The following is a 19,301-nucleotide window of genomic DNA, read 5'->3' on the forward strand; positions in this document are numbered from 1 at the left end:
TTTATCGAAAAAATTAGCTAAAAAAACAGTTTTAGTAGTTTTGCAGTAGTTTGATTTTTACTGCATTTAGCCTAACATTCTATTTTTACCGTTACAAAGGATGCCCTACTTACATCCAGAAACTTCCCAACTCCCCAATACGGAATTTCAAAAAAAGAGAAAGCAATTTAAAGCATGATGGATACATTTTTTAAGCCATTGTGAGACATTGTTAAAACTAATAACTAAACTTTTATTTTATGAAAAAAATTACTTTGTTATGCTTTGCTATTTTAAGCACAGCATTTTCGTTTGTAACAACTGCACAAAATCAATGCGATTTTAAGTTGGTAATGATTGACTCTTATGGAGATGGATGGAATGGTAATACTATTGACGTTTTGGTTGATGGTGTTGTTGTACTAGATAATGTGCAACTTTATGGTAATCAAGGTGGTGGGTACTCTTTTGCTGTTTATTTCCCTGTAACCGATGGCTCCAACATAACTACTGTTTGGAATGGAGGCGGTTATTGGCCAGGTGAAGTATCTTATGAAATATATGATAATGGAGATAATCTTCTAGGTTCTGGAGACTCTGGTCATCAAATTAATATTGAAGACTCATTATGCTATGTTCCTTTGAGTGTAACTGCATCGAAGGCTTGCCATACGGTTTATCAAGGTTATGAGCCAGCCGAGTGTGTAGAACTTGCTGTAAATGTAGAGGGAGGATCTGGAGTGTACAATGTATTGTGGAGCACAGGAGAAACTACCCATACTATAACAGTATGTCCTACAGAGCAGACAGATTATACTGTAGAAGTGTCAGATGCTAATACGGTTGTAAATGAAAGTTTTTCTGTTTTAGTTGTAGATGCAGTTTGTAGTAATAATGCTAACAATGGCAAAGTTTTAATTTGTCATGTTGATGATGAAGGAAATTATTCGACACTTTGTGTGTCTGCTAATGCTGTCGACAATCATTTGGAGCATGGCGATATGCTTGGAGCTTGTGATAGTATAACTTGTAATACGGCACCGTCTTGTGTTGCAACCGTATGGCCAGAAAATGGTGTAGAAGATGTTTCAATAAACACAGAGATATCATGGTTGGGAGCTACAGGTATTGTAGAGGGTTATTATCTATCTATTGGAACGACCTCTGGAGGTAACGATGTTTTGGATAATCAAGATATAGGTAATGTCACAAATTACTATGGTGGTGCTTTTGATTATAGCACGACGTATTATGTTACCGTAAGTCCATACAATGGAAATGGAGGAGCAGAAGGTTGTATGGAATACAGCTTTACTACAATGGCCAATCCTTGTTATGAAGCAACAATGGTAAGTTGTGATGAAACTATAACAGGAAATACTGTTGGAGCACCAGTAAATGAAGGAATAATTTGCGACTTTAACAACTTAGGTCAATCAGGAGGTGTTTGGTATACTTATCAAACCAACGATCCATATACTAAAGTAACTATAGATACAGATGGTTCAGGATTTGATACACGTTTAGGACTGTTTACAGGGACTTGTGATGCCTTGGTATGTGTTAACGCCGACAACGATTCAGGTTCAGGCTTAAATTCAAAATTAAGTTTTGATGCAGAAGTAGGCGAGTTATATTATATCTATGTGACTGGAGATAACTCAGAAGGCAATTATACTCTTAATGTATCTTGTGTAGATACAGCACCAGTACTTGTAGACTGTGGAACTGCTGTAAAAAATGAGTATTGTTATACCGATAATGATACAACTATGTTTACCTATACGAGTTCTGATGGGCTTCCTTTAGAGGTTGTTGTTAATTCAGGTTATGTAGAAAGAAATTGGGATGAATTTATAGTTTTAGATTCTGATGGAGTTACCGAGTTATATAATGGCTATGGAGACTATGGAAGTTTAGAAGGATTAACCTTTACAAGCACAGGAGATACCATTTCTTTAATGATTCAATCAGACTCGAGTAATAGTTGTAGCACAAATGGATATGTATCATTGAATTATGATGTGAACTGTTTTGTGCCTTGTGGCAATGAATCTATTGAAACATACTGTTACGGAAATTATGAAAACACACAATTTTCTTATACTAGTGATGATGGTTCTCCTGTTCACATAGATTTTACAGCAGGAAGTATTGAGACATATTACGATGAGCTAAGAATTTTAGATTCTGATGGAACAACAGTATTATTTAACAGTAATAGTCCTAGCTCAACAAACCTTTCAGAGGTAAGTGTGGTAAGTACAGGAGATACTGTAACGTTTAATGTCTCTTCAGATATTAGCGTGTCTTGTGGTAGTGGTCAACGTACACAATGGGAATATGTAGTGTCTTGGGGATGTCCAAACGATCAAACAACTGCATCTAGAATGGCTACGACAGCTTTAAAGAAGAAACAGTCTAAGCCATTAGGTGATTGGACAATATATCCTAATCCAACAACTGATGGTCAGGTGACTTTAAACTTAAGTAATTATGTAAACCAATCTGTTGATGTAAAGGTTTTTGATACTACTGGTAAAATTATTTTTACTCAAACAACAAATAACGTAACATCTACAAAATTAGAAATAGCACTTAATAAAATTCCATCTGGAATGTATTTTGTGACTTTACAAAATGGGGGAGAGATATCTACTAAAAAACTAATGGTTAAATAATTTAATTGTAATAGTTAGTAAAAAAGCGTTTCATTTTAAATGAAACGCTTTTTTTATTTAATTATAAATTTTATCGTAAAGATCTTTATGAATAGACTTAATAACGTTACGTTTCATTTTCATGGTAGGCGTAAGATGACCGCTATCTATAGACCAAACAGTAGGTGTAAGTTCAAAACGTTTTATTTGTTCCCACTTGCCAAATTTGGCGTTGCATTTGTCGACTTCTTTTTGAATACGATTAATAACATCCTCGGCAGCACAAATCTCTTCTGGCGTATGTCCAATAGATTTCTTTTTACGATCAATCCATTCGCTAACAAACTCAAAATTAGGCTGAATAAAAGCTCCTGGCATTTTTTCACCTTCACCAATTACCATAACTTGCTCTATGAAGCGCGATTGTTTAAGTTCGTTCTCTAACAAGGTAGGAATAACGTATTTTCCACCAGAGGTTTTAAACATTTCTTTTTTACGTCCTGTAATTTTAAGGAACCCTTCTTTATCAATTTCTCCTTTATCACCAGTATGAAAGTATTCACCAGTCATAATACTAGCCGTTTTTTCAGGATCTTTATAATAGCCCATCATAACGTTAGGGCCTTTTATTAAAATTTCGCCATCATCGGCTATTTTTACGCCAACATTTTTAATAGGTTTTCCTACGGTTCCTACTTTAAACATGTTGTTTTTATACATGCCAACAGATATAACAGGCGAGGTTTCTGTAAGTCCGTAACCTTCCATAATTTGCATACCTGCAGCACAGAAAATTCTAGTTAGCCTTGATTGTAATGGAGCACTACCAGAAACCATAGTGTGTAATTGTCCGCCTAATGCTTCTTGCCATTTACTAAAAATGAGTTTTCTAGCAATTTTTAGTTTGAAGTTATAACAACGTCCATTTTTCTTGTAAGGTTCCCATTGTTCACCAAGCTCTACAGCCCAAAAGAATAATTTGTGTTTTATACCTGAGAGTTCTTCGGCTTTGGCCATAATTTTATCATAAACTTTCTCTAAAAGTCTAGGGACAACACTCATTAAATGAGGTTTAATTTCTTTGGCATTATCACCAATTTTATCTAAACCTTCGGCATAATATACCGATGCTCCAGCGTATTGATATAAATAAATAAGCATACGCTCAAAAATATGGCATATAGGTAGAAAGCTTAATACTCTGGTGTCGGTGCTAATGTCTGGAAGTCTTTCAGAAGAATCTAAAGCATTACTGACTATGTTCCAGTGAGATAACATAACACCTTTAGGTCTTCCTGTAGTTCCAGAAGTATAAATAATAGTTGCTAAATCATCTGGATTTACAGCATCCATTCTAGCTTGTACGTCTTTTTGGTTGTCGCTGTCTTTACCAAGTTCGAATAATTCTGAATAGTGTTTGCAGCCTTCAATATGGTTAAAAGAGTAAACCTCTTTTAGTTTTGTTTTACCCTTAACTTGGTTAACTTTTTCTAAAACTTCCTCATCAGAAACAAAGCAATATGTAGATTCACTGTGATTTAATACATATTCATAATCTTCTGCCGAAATAGTAGGATAAATAGGAATATTTTGCGCTCCTAGTTGTAAAACGCCTATGTCAACAATATTCCATTCCGTACGATTGGTAGACGAAATAACAGCGATCCTATCATTCTTTTTTACGCCTAATTTAAGTAGGGCCCGGCTTAAAGCATTCGCTTTATCAATATATTCTTTGGTGGAAGTCGCTACCCACTTCCCGTTATATTTTGTAACTAAAGATTTATCTAGATTGTGTGTGTCCAGTTGATAATATGGAAAATCGAAAAGTCTGGTAATTTCTGTCATTTGGATGTCTAAGAAAATTGTAGATAAGAAAAGCATAAAATTACACAAGATTTTTAAATATTAATAATAACACGGTGGTTTATTTGTGTTATACTGATAATCAGTCGTATATTTTTGCGATAATGAAATTATAATTATTTATAGGAACTTTTTTAATTAAAATTATATTTTTGCTTTCTTCTTAGTTACTATATTTCGGGATGTAGCGCAGTCCGGTTAGCGCGTACGGCTGGGGGCCGTGAGGTCGCAGGTTCGAATCCTGTCATCCCGACTTTTTTTACCCTTTATTTTTTAGAAGAACGTTTTATTTTTTGAAATTTAAAATAGTGAAAATCAGTACGAGTAAAAACAACCTTTTTATAAAAACACTTATCTTTGATTTTCTAACAATAGAAAATAAATCGCATTTACCTAAAATCCTAAATATGAAAAACTATTACTTTTATTTGTTGTACTATTTGCTACAACAGCTCAGGCACAACATTCTGATGAAGAATTAGCCAAAAAGTTGGCAAACCCAGTAGCTTCATTAATTAGTTTACCATTTCAAAATAATATCGATTTCGGCATTGGTGATAACAATGGAACACGTTATACGTTAAACATTCAACCAGTACTTCCTATTAGTATTAACGAAAAATGGAACCTTATAGGACGTGTTGTTTTACCGGTTATTTCACAATATAATATTACAGGACAAGGCACTAACGAAAGTGGCTTAAGTGATGCTGTTGTTAGTGGCTTTTTTAGCCCTAAAGCTTCAAAAAATGGGCTTACTTGGGGTGTTGGACCAGCCTTATTATTTCCAACCGGGACGGACGATTTTTTAACTACTAAAAAAATTTGGTGCTGGCCCTACGTCGGTTCTTTTAAAACAAGCTAAAGGAATAACTTTTGGAGCGTTAGTAAATCAAATATGGAGTTTTGCTGGAGATGATGATCGAGCAGATGTTAATCAAATGTTCTTACAGCCCTTTTTTACTTACAACTGGTCTAGTGGTGGCGGTGTAGGTTTTAATATGGAATGGACACAAAACTGGGAAGCCGATACAAGTACTGTTTGGTTAAACCCTACTTTTAGTGGCCTTTCAAGTTTTGGCAAACAAAAAATCTCTTTTGCAGTAGGCCCAAGGTTTAATCTTAATGCACCAGATGGTCAAGATGCTGATTTAGGGTTTAGAGCCGTTTTAATTCTTCTGTTTCCTAAATAATATAGAATTTTTTAAATGGTATAACCATGAACATATTAAAACACCTATTACTTTTTACGTTGTGCCTAATAGGAACACAAACTGTTGCCCAAGAACATGAGGAGCACGGCAGTGAGGACATTCCTTTTCATAAAGTAGGAGTTGCTTTAACTCATGTTAATATATCGAGTGGTGTAAAAGATGCAGGTTCCAAATGGATAACCTTGCCTGGTTTTAGCTTAGATTACGATTATGTGTTTTCCAAAAAATGGAGTGTTGGTTTACATACCGATATTATTATTGAAAAGTTTGCCGTAAAAGAAAACTTAGATAGCGATGAAGAAATTATAGAACGTAGCTATCCTATTGCGCCAGCTGTAATGCTAGGCAGAAGGTTAGGACATCATACCATTTTATTGGGTGCAGGAGCAGAATTTGAAAAAGAAGAAACACTATTTTTAAATAGATTTACTTACGAGTATGGTATAGAAATTTCCGAAAAATGGGAAGTTGGTTTATCTTTTAGTTACGATTTACGATGGAACGCTTACGATAGTTATATTCTAGGCATTGTACTTTGTCGAAAACTTTAAAACCTATTTCCAAGCCACTTTATTATGGGGAAAAACCTCTTTATCATTATTTTTATTTTCTTTCCATTACTTAGTTTTTCTCAAACGGATGATCTCTTTTTAGATCTTACTGTAGCTAAAACTTTTAAAGACGACATGGGGTTTAATTATGATGCAAGCGTGTCGTATAAGCAAATTTTCGATCACCCAAGTTGGAGTCGTATAAATGCTAGCGGATCTGCTACATATAAATACAATGCTTGGTCTTTATTAGGCGGTTTTACAACTCAATATATTTTTGATGAAGAAATAAGTAATGGTTTAGAGTTGCGTCCGTGGTTAGGTATAGGTCTTAAAACAAAAATCATAGAGGGTTTAAAAGCCAACCAATTAGGAAAAGTAGAATGGCGAAATTTTATTTACGATGGCTTAAAAAATGAAAATTATATTCGTACTACTTATTCGTTTGGGGTACTTTACGATTTAGATATATTTAAATTAAAACATTGGCAGGTAGATACAGGTTACACTTGGTATTTTTTAAAAGACCCAGCTAGGGGCGAACGTTATGCAAACTCTAGAGAATTTCGGATTTACATGATAAAAACCTTTACTAAAAGTAGAATTAGTATGGGGTATCTTTTAGAAAAATATAGGCACTTTAATAACCTGCCATTAGGCGATGCACATACTTTTAAAATTACCTATACGTTTCTTTAGTTTCATGTCTTTATAATTCATAAAAAAGGCCAAGAATACAATCTTGACCTTTATGTTTTATAGAACACCTCGTTTAATTAGCAGGTACATAAGTACCACAAAGACAAGGTATAGAATTATTATTCATAATATCTTGTTCTACATTAAAAAAACGTGGTATGGTTGGACCTCCACCATTTCCTATGCTTGTATAGTTAAATTTAATGATACCTCTAACCCCCCGAGAAACATCTCCTGCATTTTCAGATAGGTTTTGGGAGTTATTAAAGCCAGATCCATCAAACACTCCTTTAGTTATAGAGGATGTAATAACCCAAAACGGGACATTATCATAATTTGTATTAGAGGAATAATTACCAAGAATAATAGCTTGTGTTATTTGCTCTGCTGTAAAAGCTCTTGCGTAAGGCTCATTAGGATAGGCAAGTTTGCAAACTTCGTTGGCTGCTTGCCAACCTGTTAGTCCTCCATACTGATATGTTCCATCATCAGTATGAAAAGTTGTACCTAAAATATAAGGTTCCATGAGGGTTGGTGTGGTTACCGTTGTGGCCGTTTTAGCATGTAAGGCATAAGGGACGCTTAAAAGTTGGTTGGTTGTAGTAATGGTATAGTTTGTACCTCCTGTAATATCGGTTTCGGTTTTTATAAAGTAAGGGCCGTTGTTCCAATCTATAGTAGTTATATTTCCAGAGGTTATTGTCCCAGTACCAATTTCTAAACTAACTAACCCGTTTTGGTTTGTTGTTGGGGTATGTGTTTCTATATATACAGCAGTACCAGATGCATTACCTTGTAAAATACTTAACTGTATACCAACTGTTGTATTGGCTAATAGGGTGTTATCGGCATCCCAAACAACGGTTTGGTAACTCATTTTTTCGGGTGTTTGCGCGTGAATTGAAATCACCGTAAGTAATAGAAAAAGCGTAGCTAATTGTTTCATGATGTTTATTTTTTTATGATTTTATAAGATTCTAGTTGGTGGTTGTTTTTGTAAATGTTTAAAATATACGTAGCTTGTGTAAGTGTACTCATGTTTACTGTGATAGCTTGTGAGGTAAACTTTTTAGTTAGTAGTAGTCTACCGTTAAGGTCAAATAGTTTAAACGATAATTCGCTAGGATTGTATGTTGTTTTTAATTGTAATGTGTTAGTTGTTGGGTTGGGGTATGCCACCATTTCTAAAGCTATATTTGGGTCGTCCTTTCCTAACGTTTCAAAAGCATAGGGTTGTTGCATGCCTTGGTTAATACTACCATCGGCAGTTGAAGCATGTTGATAGGTTATTTCTCCAATAGAATAACTTATTTTTCCATTAGTGCCAGAAGCATTGCCACCTGATGTTAACGTATTTTGTTGAGAATAACCATAGTAAACACTACAACCCAATACGGTAATTAATAATAGTCTTTTCATTTTTTGAAAGGGATTAACTTTAATTAGACTTCTATGTTGAAAAGGTCAAGAATACAATCTTGACCTTTTAAGCTAATTTATGTGATGATTTCGTTTTTACTTCTTAATCACCTTTATACTTTGTGTTTTGTTGCCACTGTTTAGTTTTAATACATAAACACCAGTAGCTAACTGTGAGGTGTTAATAGTATTTACAGTTTGTTTAGAGGCCATAATTTTTTGCCCTTGTATGTTGTACAACTCGTAGCTAAATTGTTTAAGATTAGTTTGAATATACAGCATATGGGTTGTTGGGTTAGGATAAACCATAAACTCTGTAGTACTAACATTTTCTGTGCTTAATATTGTTTGCACTTCGTAAGCTCCAACATCAATTGTGGAATCAAAAATTCTAGGGTTACCAGTAATATCTGTGCTTTCTGTATTAAAACTATTGTCGCCTGCATTTATAAGTACGCTACCGTTAGCTGGATATAAGCCATCGTCTGTGGTATTCCAAATACCATCGGCGCCAATAGGGTTATTACTATCTACAAAAGGGCTTGTTGTAAGTTGGGTAAAGCTATTGCCAACTAGGTATGAGGTTTCACTAAAATTATTAGCACTACTGGCTGTAATAAAAGAAGTCACATCATTGTAAATATCAGTAGGAGTATTATTATGTAATACTGTATTATAAATTGTAGAGTTGGAGTTGTTTTGATTGTAGATACCTCCACCATAATCTGCCGAGTTTTTAGAAAAGGTAGCATTGTAAATGTTTGGATAAGAGTAGTTGTTGTACATCCCACCACCAGCAATACCGGTTACATTTTCTGAAAAAACAGCGTTATAAATACTAGGGTTTGAAAGGAAATTGTATATCCCACCTCCTTCTAATAGAGATGTGTTTTCAGAAAAAATTGTGTTATATATAGTTGGAGAAGAGGTGTTGTTATACATGCCAGCTCCTCGGTCTTTATAAATATTATGCTCATTAATAACGAAGGTGTCGCTACCATTTGCATGACCATCTGTGATTATAAACCCATCAATAACATTGGTGCTATTTAGATGGTTAGTAACAATAACATGATAAGTGTTATCGCTAGTATCATTTAAATTACCTATATCACCACTTAAAATGGTTGGGTTGCTATAATCTTGAGTATCTGTACCTACTATATAACTACCTTTTAGTTGTATATTTTCATGAATTAAAAAATAATAATCTCTAGGACTGTCGCAATTATTAGTACATAAACGAGATGTTGATGGTGTAAAGGTTTGTCCGCCAGCGACACGAATTTCACCAGTAAGGCCACATTCTTGTAAGGACAATGCGACTTCTAAATCGGTAAATGCGTTTGTCCAATCAGTACCATCATTAGTGCCTGTAGCATTGGCATCTACATAGATTATTTCATTTACATTAAGCCCTTCACAAGAACTTTGAAACTCATAAGCGCCAATATCTATGGTGGTGTTAGATATTCTATTTTGAGCGTTTAGGTCTAGTGATAAAGGGTTGGCGGTGTTATCGCCAGCATCGGCAGCAGGTGAATCGTAATTTATTTCATATCCGTTAGTATAGATTGGATCTGTATTTTCTATATTATTGTTTCCAGTAATATTAGGTGGTAGATTACCATCATTTCCAGTAGTTGTATTATAGAACAAACAATAGCTGGCAGTTCCAGTACCAGCGCCACCATCGTCATTTATATTACCGTTGGTGCCGCTGTTATTGGTGAAAATTGTATTAGTAGCGTTTATACTACCATTATAAAAATGGACACCACCACCTTTGTTGGCGTTATTATTGGCAATGGTACAGTTAATAATATTTATGGTACCGCTTTCAGCAGACATAGCTCCACCATTGGCAGAAGCTGTATTTGAGTTAAAAAGACAATTTATAATGTCTAGTGTACCACCAAACGATATTAACCCAGCGCCAATACCTATTTCAGGATCGTCTGGAGTATCGGCAATGTTGCTTCTTATGGCACAATTATAAATACGGTTATCGCCATTATTATATACACCAGCACCAGAGCGACCAATGGCTGGTTGTGAGTTATCGGAGCTGTCATCGGCAAAGCCCCATTGTATAAAAAAGCCGTTAATTTCGGCGTTATCACCAAGCATGGTGACAATGGTATGGCTGTCGCCTTCATTCTCGGTTTGGCTATTGTTTAAATCACCACTTAAAATGGTTGGGTTTTCTGCCCAGTTGCGTTCATCGGCAGTGGTTTCTGTGCCATTAAAACCTCCAAGAACGGTAACGTTGCTAGGAATGGTAAAACTGTCTGTTTGTTCTGTTCCTGGTGTGTAAGTACCTGCAGCTACCCAGATTTCCTGACTGTTATCACAGGGCATATTTTGTAGTGCTAATTGAAGACTAGTATAGGCATTGCTCCATGAGCTACCATCGTTATTTCCAGTAGTTTGGTTAGCGTTGACATATACAATAGGGTTAGAGCCGAACGGTATCATTGTATCATAACAACCACTAGTTGCTTGTGTGTTAATACTCATCATGTAATTAGCACCATCTATATCATTTTGATTAAGAGTTCTTTTTACTTGTCCTGCAGCAATACTGTAATGCATCATAGCGGTATTGTCTATTACATGACCATGGTTGTGACCGTGACCCAACTCATGAGAAGCAACACTTTCAAAGTCAACTTGACTAGATGTTGGGTTACCAGGGCCATAATTCCAGTCGAAATCTGGATTAAAACGAATGTCTAATTCAACAATAAAGTAATTTCTATTATCTGGTTCTCCAACAGGGTAGCAATAAGATCCTCTTGTAAGGCATTGCCCTAAGGTCGTACTATTCATTTCTCCAGAATTGGCAAAACGAATGATGTTTATATCGTCATTAGCATTTTCATTTACTGTAGTTGTACTTCCTAGTTGCCAGTTAATATCAGATTGGCAACGCCATAAATTAAAAGATTTTATAAAAGTTTCTCTAGCAGCAGAGTTATTATAAAAACTGTTTTCCATTTGCCAAACATATCCATCGCTACTATTTTGAGCAATATGATTTAATAAATACGCCATATTATTATCAGCGCTTACATTCATCAAGTTGTATGTAATGTTTAATGGTGTTGAGAATGTGTTGCTGCCTCCATCTGTAATTACATATACGTTACCAGTTCCTGCACCGTAAGGAACTTCTACTTCTATAGAGGTATCGGTCCAAGAGCTTATTTGTGAGCTTAAGGCGACAACTTGTGAGGCACCAGCATCGTTGGCGTTAGAAAAGGTTACCGTACCAGGTGTCGCGCCAAAACTAGATCCTGAAATAGTAATGATATCACCAGCACCAGCTCTTACTGTATTAGGTGTTACAGAAGTTATATTGGAGCTTTGGTTTTGCGTTGAAGCGGTTGTTCTTTGTAATAGGGGAGAAGCTTGTGTAAAAGTTTGCCTTAATGTGTTGTAAAATGCCTCTCTTGATTGAAATTGATTAAAAAGTCCTTTTACACTATTATTTACAGGACTGTATTTAAATGCTGATTGCGCTCCGGCATAACTTTGAAATTGTTGATTAACAGGAAAGTTAGGGTTGGCTTTTGCCGATATTAGTGGTTTTAACGTAAACACACCTTTGTCATGTATATTTAGTTTAAGTGTATGTGATGCCATTAAAAACTGCCCATTAACTTCGCCACCAAGTACCACAATTTGTATTTGCTCTTGGTTAATATTACCCTTTAAAACTTGAGCTAAGCTTAGTGTGTAACTAGTATAGATGTTTTTTTTATCTGTGTCCCAATAGCTTTGGGAGTTGGTGATTTCTCCTTCGACAACAACATTGGCTTGACTAAAATGTTTGTTGAGGTTTAAGGGAATAACTTGCCCATAAGAGAGTTGCATAAAAGCAAAACAAACCAATGTAAAAAGGTATTGCTTTTTTAAAAAAAGACGGTTTAGTAGAGTAAGATAAGTCATTTTGGTGTTTATTAAAATAGTTTGGAGTGCTAAATTACTTATGCTACTAGTTATTATCAATACGTAGGTCTACGTATTGAAACTAAAAAAGGCCAAGAATACAATCTTGACCTTTTAAGATAATTAAGTTGATGATTTTTTCTTTACTTCTTAATCACCTTTATACTCTGTGTTTTGTTGCCACTGTTTAGCTTTAATACATAAACACCAGTAGCTAACTGTGAGGTGTTAATGGTATTTACAGCTTGTTTAGAGGCCATAATTTTTTGCCCTTGTATGTTGTATAATTCATAACTAAATTGTTTAAGATTAGTTTGAATATACAGCATATGGGTTGTTGGGTTAGGGTAAACCACGAACTCATTATTTGTTTTATTAGCAGAGTTATTACTTAAGGTTGATTGTAATTCATAAGCTCCAACATCAATTGTGGTATCAAAAATTCTAGGGTTACCAGTAATATCTGTGCTTTCTGTATTAAAACTATTATCGCCTGCATTTATAAGTACACTACCGTTAGCCGGATATAAGCCATCGTCTGCGGTATTCCAAACACCATCGGCGCCAATAGGGTTGCTGCTATCTACAAATGGGTCTGTGCTAAGTTGGGTAAAGCTTACCCCTTGGTTTCCTAAAAGATAAGAGGTTTCGCTAAAGTTGTTGGAACTATTGTTATTAATAGAAGAATTGGTGTGATTAGAAATATCGTTACCAGTATTATTATACAAAACCGTATTATAAAGTACAGGGTTTGAAGTACCATCATTATATATGCCACTACCAACATTGGCATAATTATTAGAAAACGTGCTATTGGTTATACTAGGTGAGGAGTAGTTGTTATGCATCCCACCACCAAAATAGATAGCATAATTATTAGAAAACGTGCTATTGGATATGCTAGGGTCTGAGTAGCGATTGTACATAGCACCACCATAATAGACAGAAGAATTATTAGAAAACGTGCTATTGGTTATACTAGGTGAGGAGTAGTTGTTATACATCCCACCACCAAAACTGGAGGTAGCAGAATTATTAGAAAACGTGCTATTGGATATGCTAGGGTATGAGTAGCGATTGAACATCCCACCACCTCTAGGAGAAGAATTATTAGAAAACGTGCTATTGATTATACTAGGTGAGGAGTAGTTGTTATACATACCACCACCATTACCTGAAAAAATAATTCCATTTACAGTAAAATTAGTATAATTGGCATGCCCATTAGTAATGGTAAAACCGTCAATAGTTGCAGCATTAGTTAGGTTGATGGTAATAACAACATGGTAGATGTTATCGCTATTGTCGTTTAGAGTACCAATATCGCCACTTAAAATGGTTGAGTTACTATGGTCTTGGGTGTCTGTACCTACTATAAAACTACCTTTTAATTGAATATCTTCATGTATTAAAAAATAATAACTTCTATCGTCGCTACAGTCACTGCACAAACGTGATGCCGATGGTTTAAACGTTTGCCCACCAGCCACACGTATTTCGCCTGTAAAGCCACAGTCTTGTAAAGATAATGCGGTTTCTAAACTGGTAAATGCATTTGCCCAAGAGCTACCGTCGTTAGCTCCACTAGTAGCATCTTGGTCTACATAAATTATAGAACCTACATTCAAACACGGATTTTGTTCATAAGCCCCAACATCTATAGTGCCATCAAAAACTCTGAGGTTTCCTGTAATATCGGTTGCTTCTGTATTAAAACTATTATCGCCTGCATTTATAAGTACGCTACCATTGGCAGGATATAAACCATCGTCTGCGGTATTCCAAATACCATCGGCGCCAATAGGGTTACTGCTATCTACAAATGGGTCATCTGTAATTTGGGTAAAGCTTACCCCTTGGTTTCCTAGAAGATAAGAAGTTTCACTAAAATTGTTGGCGCTAGAACCATCAAGACTGCTAGATCCATTAATATAAATATCATTGCCATTAGCATATAAAACTGTGTTGAATAGTGATGCATTTGAGGAACTATTATATATGCCACCTCCATTACTATTACTAGCAGAATTATTAACAAAGGTGCTATTGGTAATCGTTGGGGAAGAATTATTATTATTATGCATCCCACCACCATTAGTAGCTGAATTATTAACAAAGCTTACATTGGTAATACTAGGGGAAGAAGAAAAATTATTATACATCCCACCGCCAAAACTACTAGAAGAATTATTAACAAAGCTTACATTGGTAATATTAGGGGAAGAAGAAGAATTATTATACATCCCACCGCCTAAACTACTAGCAAAATTATTAAAAAAGGTGGTATTGGTAATCGTTGGGGAAGAATTATTATTATTATGCATTCCACCACCTCTGTAACTTTCGATTTGGATAGTATTAATAGTTGGATATACATTTAAATTTGCATTTCCATTAGTTATGATAAAACCATCTAAACTTGCAGCGTTGGTAAGGTTGGTGGTTACAACAACATGTGACGTATTGTCGCTTGTATCACCTGTATTACCAATATCGCCACTTAAAGTTGTTGGGTTGCTATAATCTTGAGTGTTTGTACTTACATCATAACTTCCTTTAAGTTGTATATCTTCGTGGATTAAAAAATAATAATCTCTAGGGCTTGTACATCCACTGGTACATAAACGTGAAGCCGATGGTTTAAACGTTTGCCCACCAGCTACTCGTATTTCACCAGTAAAGCCGCAGTCTTGTAAGGATAATGCGGTTTCTAAATCGGTAAAGGCGTTGGCCCAACTCGTGCCATTATTATTTCCGGTAGCCGTATTATCTACATATGCAATGTCGCTTCCTCCTAAATCGGAACAAAGACCTTGCGCTTCGTAAGCTCCAACATCAATTGTGGTATCAAAAATTCTAGGGTTACCAGCTAAATCGGTATCGTTAATTAAATCTCCACCAGCATTTGTATAAGCTGTGTTGTTACCTGCATTAACGGCAGGACTATCACTTATTAAACTAAAATCACCATTTGTAGGGTCGGTAAAAATATCTGTTTCTGTTAGTCCTGTGGCATTAATATTACCGTTACTAGTATCGGTATTTCCTTCTATAAGACTATTTGTGTAGGTAGGTGAAGAGTTATCATTGTAAATCTCTCCCCAAATAATACAGTTGTTAAAACTTGGTGATGAGTTCCTAGTATAAACTCCGCTTCCGGTCGTAGCAGTATTATTAGTAATACTTACATTGGTTAAATTAGGAAAAGAATTAAGATTAATGAATAAACCTCCTCCTTGACTATTACAGGTGTTTCGATTAATGTTTACATTCAATAATGATGGGGTACTCTCTAAAAGCATTATTCCTGCACCATAAGTATCCGCATTGTTTCCGTATACGATGATATTTTTAAGTTTAAGGTTAGAACCTCGAAGATAAATACCGCCTCCAGCACTCCTAATAAAATAATAACCATTAATATAATAAGGATCATGGTTGCTTATGGTATTTCCTCCAGTAATCGTAAAGCCATCTATAATACCTTCACCTACATTACCAGCTCCCATGACTACATGGTAGGTGTTATCTGCTATAGAAGTTGATGTGTAAGGATTACCAGCAATAGGTGCAGGGCTAATTAACGCATCGTTACCATTAATATCGCCACTTAAAACTGTAGTATTGGTAGTGATGCTTAAATCGCGATCAGCTAAAGAAGTTTCATTACCTGCGAAGCCACCGTATAGTTGTACATTTGCGACCATTAAAAAAGCATTTTCTCTGCCTTGATCTGTTCCAAAATTAACACCGTCTTCTGGGCTATATTTTGGGTTATAGGTTCCACCAGCTACCCAGATTTGTAAAGGCGTAGTTTCCCAAGCTGTATCTTGTAAGCTACTTGCCCAAAGTAAGGCATCGGCTAATTCTGGTACAGCATTTGTCCAAGAGTTGCCTATCTCATTGCCGCCACTTACATTTTTGTTTACGTAAATAATGTTATTAGCATCAGGTTGTAAATTGTTTTGAAACTCATAAGCGCCAATATCTATGGTTGTATTAGATATTCTATTTTGAGCATTTAGGTCTAGTGATAAGGGGTTGGCGGTATTATCGCCAGCATCTGTAGCAAGTGAGCTGTATACTATTTGGTACCCATTAGTATAAATCGGATCAGTGTTTTCTATATTATTGTTTCCAGTAATATTAGGTGGTAGGTTACCATCATTTCCAGTAGTTGCATTATAGAACAAACAATAGTTGGCGGTTCCTGTACCAGCGCCACCATCATCATTTATGTTACCATTAGTTCCGTTGTTATTGGTGAAAATTGTATTAGTAGTGTTTATATTACCATTATAAAAATGGACACCACCACCTTTGTTGGCGTTATTATTGGCAATAGTACAGTTAATAATATTTATAGTGCCGCTTTCAGCAGACATAGCACCACCATTAGCTGAAGCGGTATTTGAGTTAAAAAGACAATTTATAATGTCTAGTGTGCCACCAAACGATACCAAACCAGCACCAGTACCAATTTCAGGGTCGTCTGTTGTATCTGCTACGTTACTTCTTAAGGTACAATTGTAAATGCGGTTGTCGCCATTGTTATAGACTCCAGCACCAGAACGTCCAATATCTGGTTGTGAGTGATCGGTGCCATCATCGGCAAAGCTCCATTGTATGAAAAAGCCGTTTATTTCGGCATTATCTCCTAGCATGGTGACAATGGTATGGCTGTCACCTTCATTCGCGGTTTGGCTATTGTTTAAATCACCACTTAAAATGGTTGGGTTTTCTGCCCAGTTGCGTTCATCTGTAGTGGTTTCTGTACCATTAAAGCCACCAAGAACAATAACGTTGCTAGGAATGGTAAAGCTGTCTGTTTGTTCTGTTCCTGGTGTGTACGTACCTGTAGCGACCCAAATTTGTAAAGGTGTAGTTTGCCAAGCCATATCTTGTATGCTATTTGCCCAAAGTGAAGCTTCGGCTAATTCGGTTACGGCGTTTGCCCATGAATTTCCACTACCATCGCCTCCACTTGCATTTTTGTTAACGTATAAAATGTTATTGGCATCGGGTTGTAGATTAAAAACTTCATACGCTCCAGCATCAATAGTATTAAATAAAACTCTTGGGTTGCCTGTAATATCGGTTGCTTCTGTATTAAAACTATTGTCTCCAGCATTTATAAGTACGCTACCATTGGCAGGGTATAAGCCATCATCTGCGGTATTCCAAATACCATCGGCGCCAATAGGGTCGCTACTGTCTACAAAAGGGTTAGTGGTAAGTTGGGTAAAACCTGTACCTGTAAAATTTTCACTAAAGTTGTTGGCGCTAAAGCTAAAGCCACTAACATTATAAATATCATCACCATTAGCATATAAAACTGTGTTGAATAATGATGCATTTGATGAGTTATTATTATACATCCCACCACCATAATTAGCAGAATTATTAACAAAGGTTACATTGACTAAGTTAGGTGAAGATGAGGCATTGAACATTCCACCTCCCCAACTTGATGAAGAATTGTTATAAAAGGCTACATTGACTAGGTTTGGGGAAGATGAGGCGTTATATATTCCACCTCCATAATATAATGCAGAATTGTTATAAAAAGTTACATTGACTAAGTTAGGGGAAGACGAAGCATTATACATACCACCACCTTCTCTATATTGTAATGTATGCCCACCAATGGTTACGCTCCCTGAGTTATGTACGGCAGCTCCGCCTGTTATGTTAAAACCCTCTACCAGTGCAGTATTGTTGAGGTTGGTAGTTACTAATACGTGTACCGTGTTGGTAGTGCCTAAATCTCCAGAGAGAATGGAAGGATTGCTGAAATCTTGGGTGTCGGTACTAGGGTCATAACTTCCTTTAAGATTTATGTTTGTGTTCATCCAAAAATAAAACTCGGTAGGGTTTGTAAGTGTAGTACCTGGTGCTGAATTGGGATGATAGGTGCCCGAGGCTACGCGTACCTCATCGCCATCCACGGTTAGATCTAAGGCGTTTTGTAAGTCTTTTTTTGCTGTAGCCCAAGAGAGACCATTGCCTGTATTGTCAGGACGTGAGACATCTACGTAGTAGGTGGTTTGTGAGAATCCTATTTGGCATAGCATTAGTGTAAGAATAAAGGGTAGTAATTTTTTCATAAGTTATAATTTAAGTTCTATTTGGTGTGTAAAATTACTTATGCTACTAACCATTATCAATACGTAGACCTACGTATTGAAACTAAAAAAGGCCAAGTATTATACTTGACCTTTTTAAATAGCTACCCCTTCTATTTTAATAGCCTTTAATAGACTATAACTGCAAAGGAGTGAAAGTTTTGTCTTAAAATCAATACGTAGACCTACGTATTGTGTAAAGTATTAGTTAAAAACTTCTGGGTGATTTTTTAACCAAATAATTAGGGCGTTTTGTTTGCTAGAGTCTATTTGTAGTTTTTTTATAATGTTACTACGGTGCTTTTCAACGGTGCGTTTAGAAATAAATAACTCCTCGGCTATTTGTGTGCTGTTAAGGTTTTTGTTGAGGTATTTTAAGATTTTTATTTCGGTTACCGATAATTGTTCAATGTTGTTTTTGTCATCGGTATCAAAATGGATACTGCTCTTTAATTTATTACCGATAAACGTGTTGCCTTTTTTTAGGGTTTCAAGGCATAGCTCTAATTCTTCTAAGGCACTATCTTTAGTAATGTATCCATGAATACAATGGCCTATTTCGTTTAAAATAGATTCTTGTTTGTGTAAGGTTAAGATAACCACCTTTGTGGGTAATTCGTTTTTTTTTATTTCAATAGCAACTTCAAGGCCATTAAGTTTAGGCATATCGAAGTCCAGAATGGCTATATTTGGTTTTAAGTTTAGGATTTTTAAATAAGCGTCATTTCCATCAATAGCTGTTGCGATTACATGATATTCTTTTTTTTCTAAAAACTCTTTGGTGCCATTTAATAATAAAGGGTGGTCGTCGGCTAATAAAATAGTTGTAGGCAT

The 19,301-nt window shown here is 35.7% G+C and carries 11 protein-coding genes and 1 tRNA gene; 6 read left to right on the forward strand and 6 right to left on the reverse strand.

Annotation, left to right across the window (positions count from 1 at the left end; genetic code table 11):
* Positions 1–239: 239 nt before the first annotated feature.
* On the forward strand, positions 240–2,660 hold the full coding sequence (locus tag EJA19_RS10255) for a T9SS type A sorting domain-containing protein (RefSeq protein ID WP_125468277.1): 2,421 nt from the start codon (positions 240–242) through the stop codon (positions 2,658–2,660).
* Between the two features lie 57 nt (positions 2,661–2,717).
* On the opposite strand, the gene EJA19_RS10260 is transcribed toward EJA19_RS10255, so the two are convergent.
* A complete protein-coding gene (locus EJA19_RS10260; RefSeq protein ID WP_125468363.1) occupies positions 2,718–4,487 on the reverse strand; it encodes an AMP-dependent synthetase/ligase in 1,770 nt (589 codons plus the stop codon).
* A gap of 196 nt (positions 4,488–4,683) precedes the next feature.
* Here EJA19_RS10260 and EJA19_RS10265 point away from each other — a divergent pair.
* The 5 genes from EJA19_RS10265 (at position 4,684) to EJA19_RS10285 (ending at position 6,969) form a co-directional block, all read left to right on the forward strand.
* Positions 4,684–4,758 (forward strand) — tRNA-Pro (locus EJA19_RS10265).
* A gap of 237 nt (positions 4,759–4,995) precedes the next feature.
* A complete protein-coding gene (locus EJA19_RS10270; protein WP_125468278.1) occupies positions 4,996–5,370 on the forward strand; it encodes a hypothetical protein in 375 nt (124 codons plus the stop codon).
* Between the two features lie 76 nt (positions 5,371–5,446).
* Positions 5,447–5,698 (forward strand): hypothetical protein, encoded by a 252-nt coding sequence (locus EJA19_RS10275; protein ID WP_125468279.1) that lies wholly within the window; start codon positions 5,447–5,449, stop codon positions 5,696–5,698.
* A 26-nt stretch (positions 5,699–5,724) separates the two neighbouring features.
* Positions 5,725–6,270: a hypothetical protein gene (locus EJA19_RS10280; protein ID WP_125468280.1), complete on the forward strand. Its 546-nt coding sequence runs from the start codon at positions 5,725–5,727 to the stop codon at positions 6,268–6,270.
* 24 nt (positions 6,271–6,294) lie between these two features.
* Positions 6,295–6,969, forward strand: a complete 675-nt coding sequence (locus tag EJA19_RS10285) for a hypothetical protein (protein ID WP_125468281.1) — start codon at positions 6,295–6,297, stop codon at positions 6,967–6,969.
* Positions 6,970–7,042: 73 nt separating this feature from the next.
* Here the strand turns inward: EJA19_RS10285 and EJA19_RS10290 are convergent, their stop codons facing one another.
* The 5 genes from EJA19_RS10290 to EJA19_RS10310 form a co-directional block, all read right to left on the reverse strand.
* Entirely contained in the window at positions 7,043–7,915 is an 873-nt protein-coding gene (locus EJA19_RS10290) for a hypothetical protein (protein WP_125468282.1), read from the reverse strand.
* A 5-nt stretch (positions 7,916–7,920) separates the two neighbouring features.
* Positions 7,921–8,388: a T9SS type A sorting domain-containing protein gene (locus EJA19_RS10295; protein WP_125468283.1), complete on the reverse strand. Its 468-nt coding sequence runs from the start codon at positions 8,386–8,388 to the stop codon at positions 7,921–7,923.
* Between the two features lie 96 nt (positions 8,389–8,484).
* Positions 8,485–12,342, reverse strand: coding sequence for a choice-of-anchor Q domain-containing protein (locus EJA19_RS10300; RefSeq protein ID WP_125468284.1), 3,858 nt, complete (start codon positions 12,340–12,342; stop codon positions 8,485–8,487).
* 143 nt (positions 12,343–12,485) lie between these two features.
* Positions 12,486–18,449 (reverse strand): T9SS type A sorting domain-containing protein, encoded by a 5,964-nt coding sequence (locus tag EJA19_RS10305; protein WP_125468285.1) that lies wholly within the window; start codon positions 18,447–18,449, stop codon positions 12,486–12,488.
* A 222-nt stretch (positions 18,450–18,671) separates the two neighbouring features.
* Positions 18,672–19,301: a response regulator transcription factor gene (locus tag EJA19_RS10310; RefSeq protein WP_125468286.1), complete on the reverse strand. Its 630-nt coding sequence runs from the start codon at positions 19,299–19,301 to the stop codon at positions 18,672–18,674.

The sequence above is a fragment of the Mangrovimonas spongiae genome (assembly GCF_003944795.1).
Lineage (GTDB): Bacteria > Bacteroidota > Bacteroidia > Flavobacteriales > Flavobacteriaceae > Mangrovimonas > Mangrovimonas spongiae.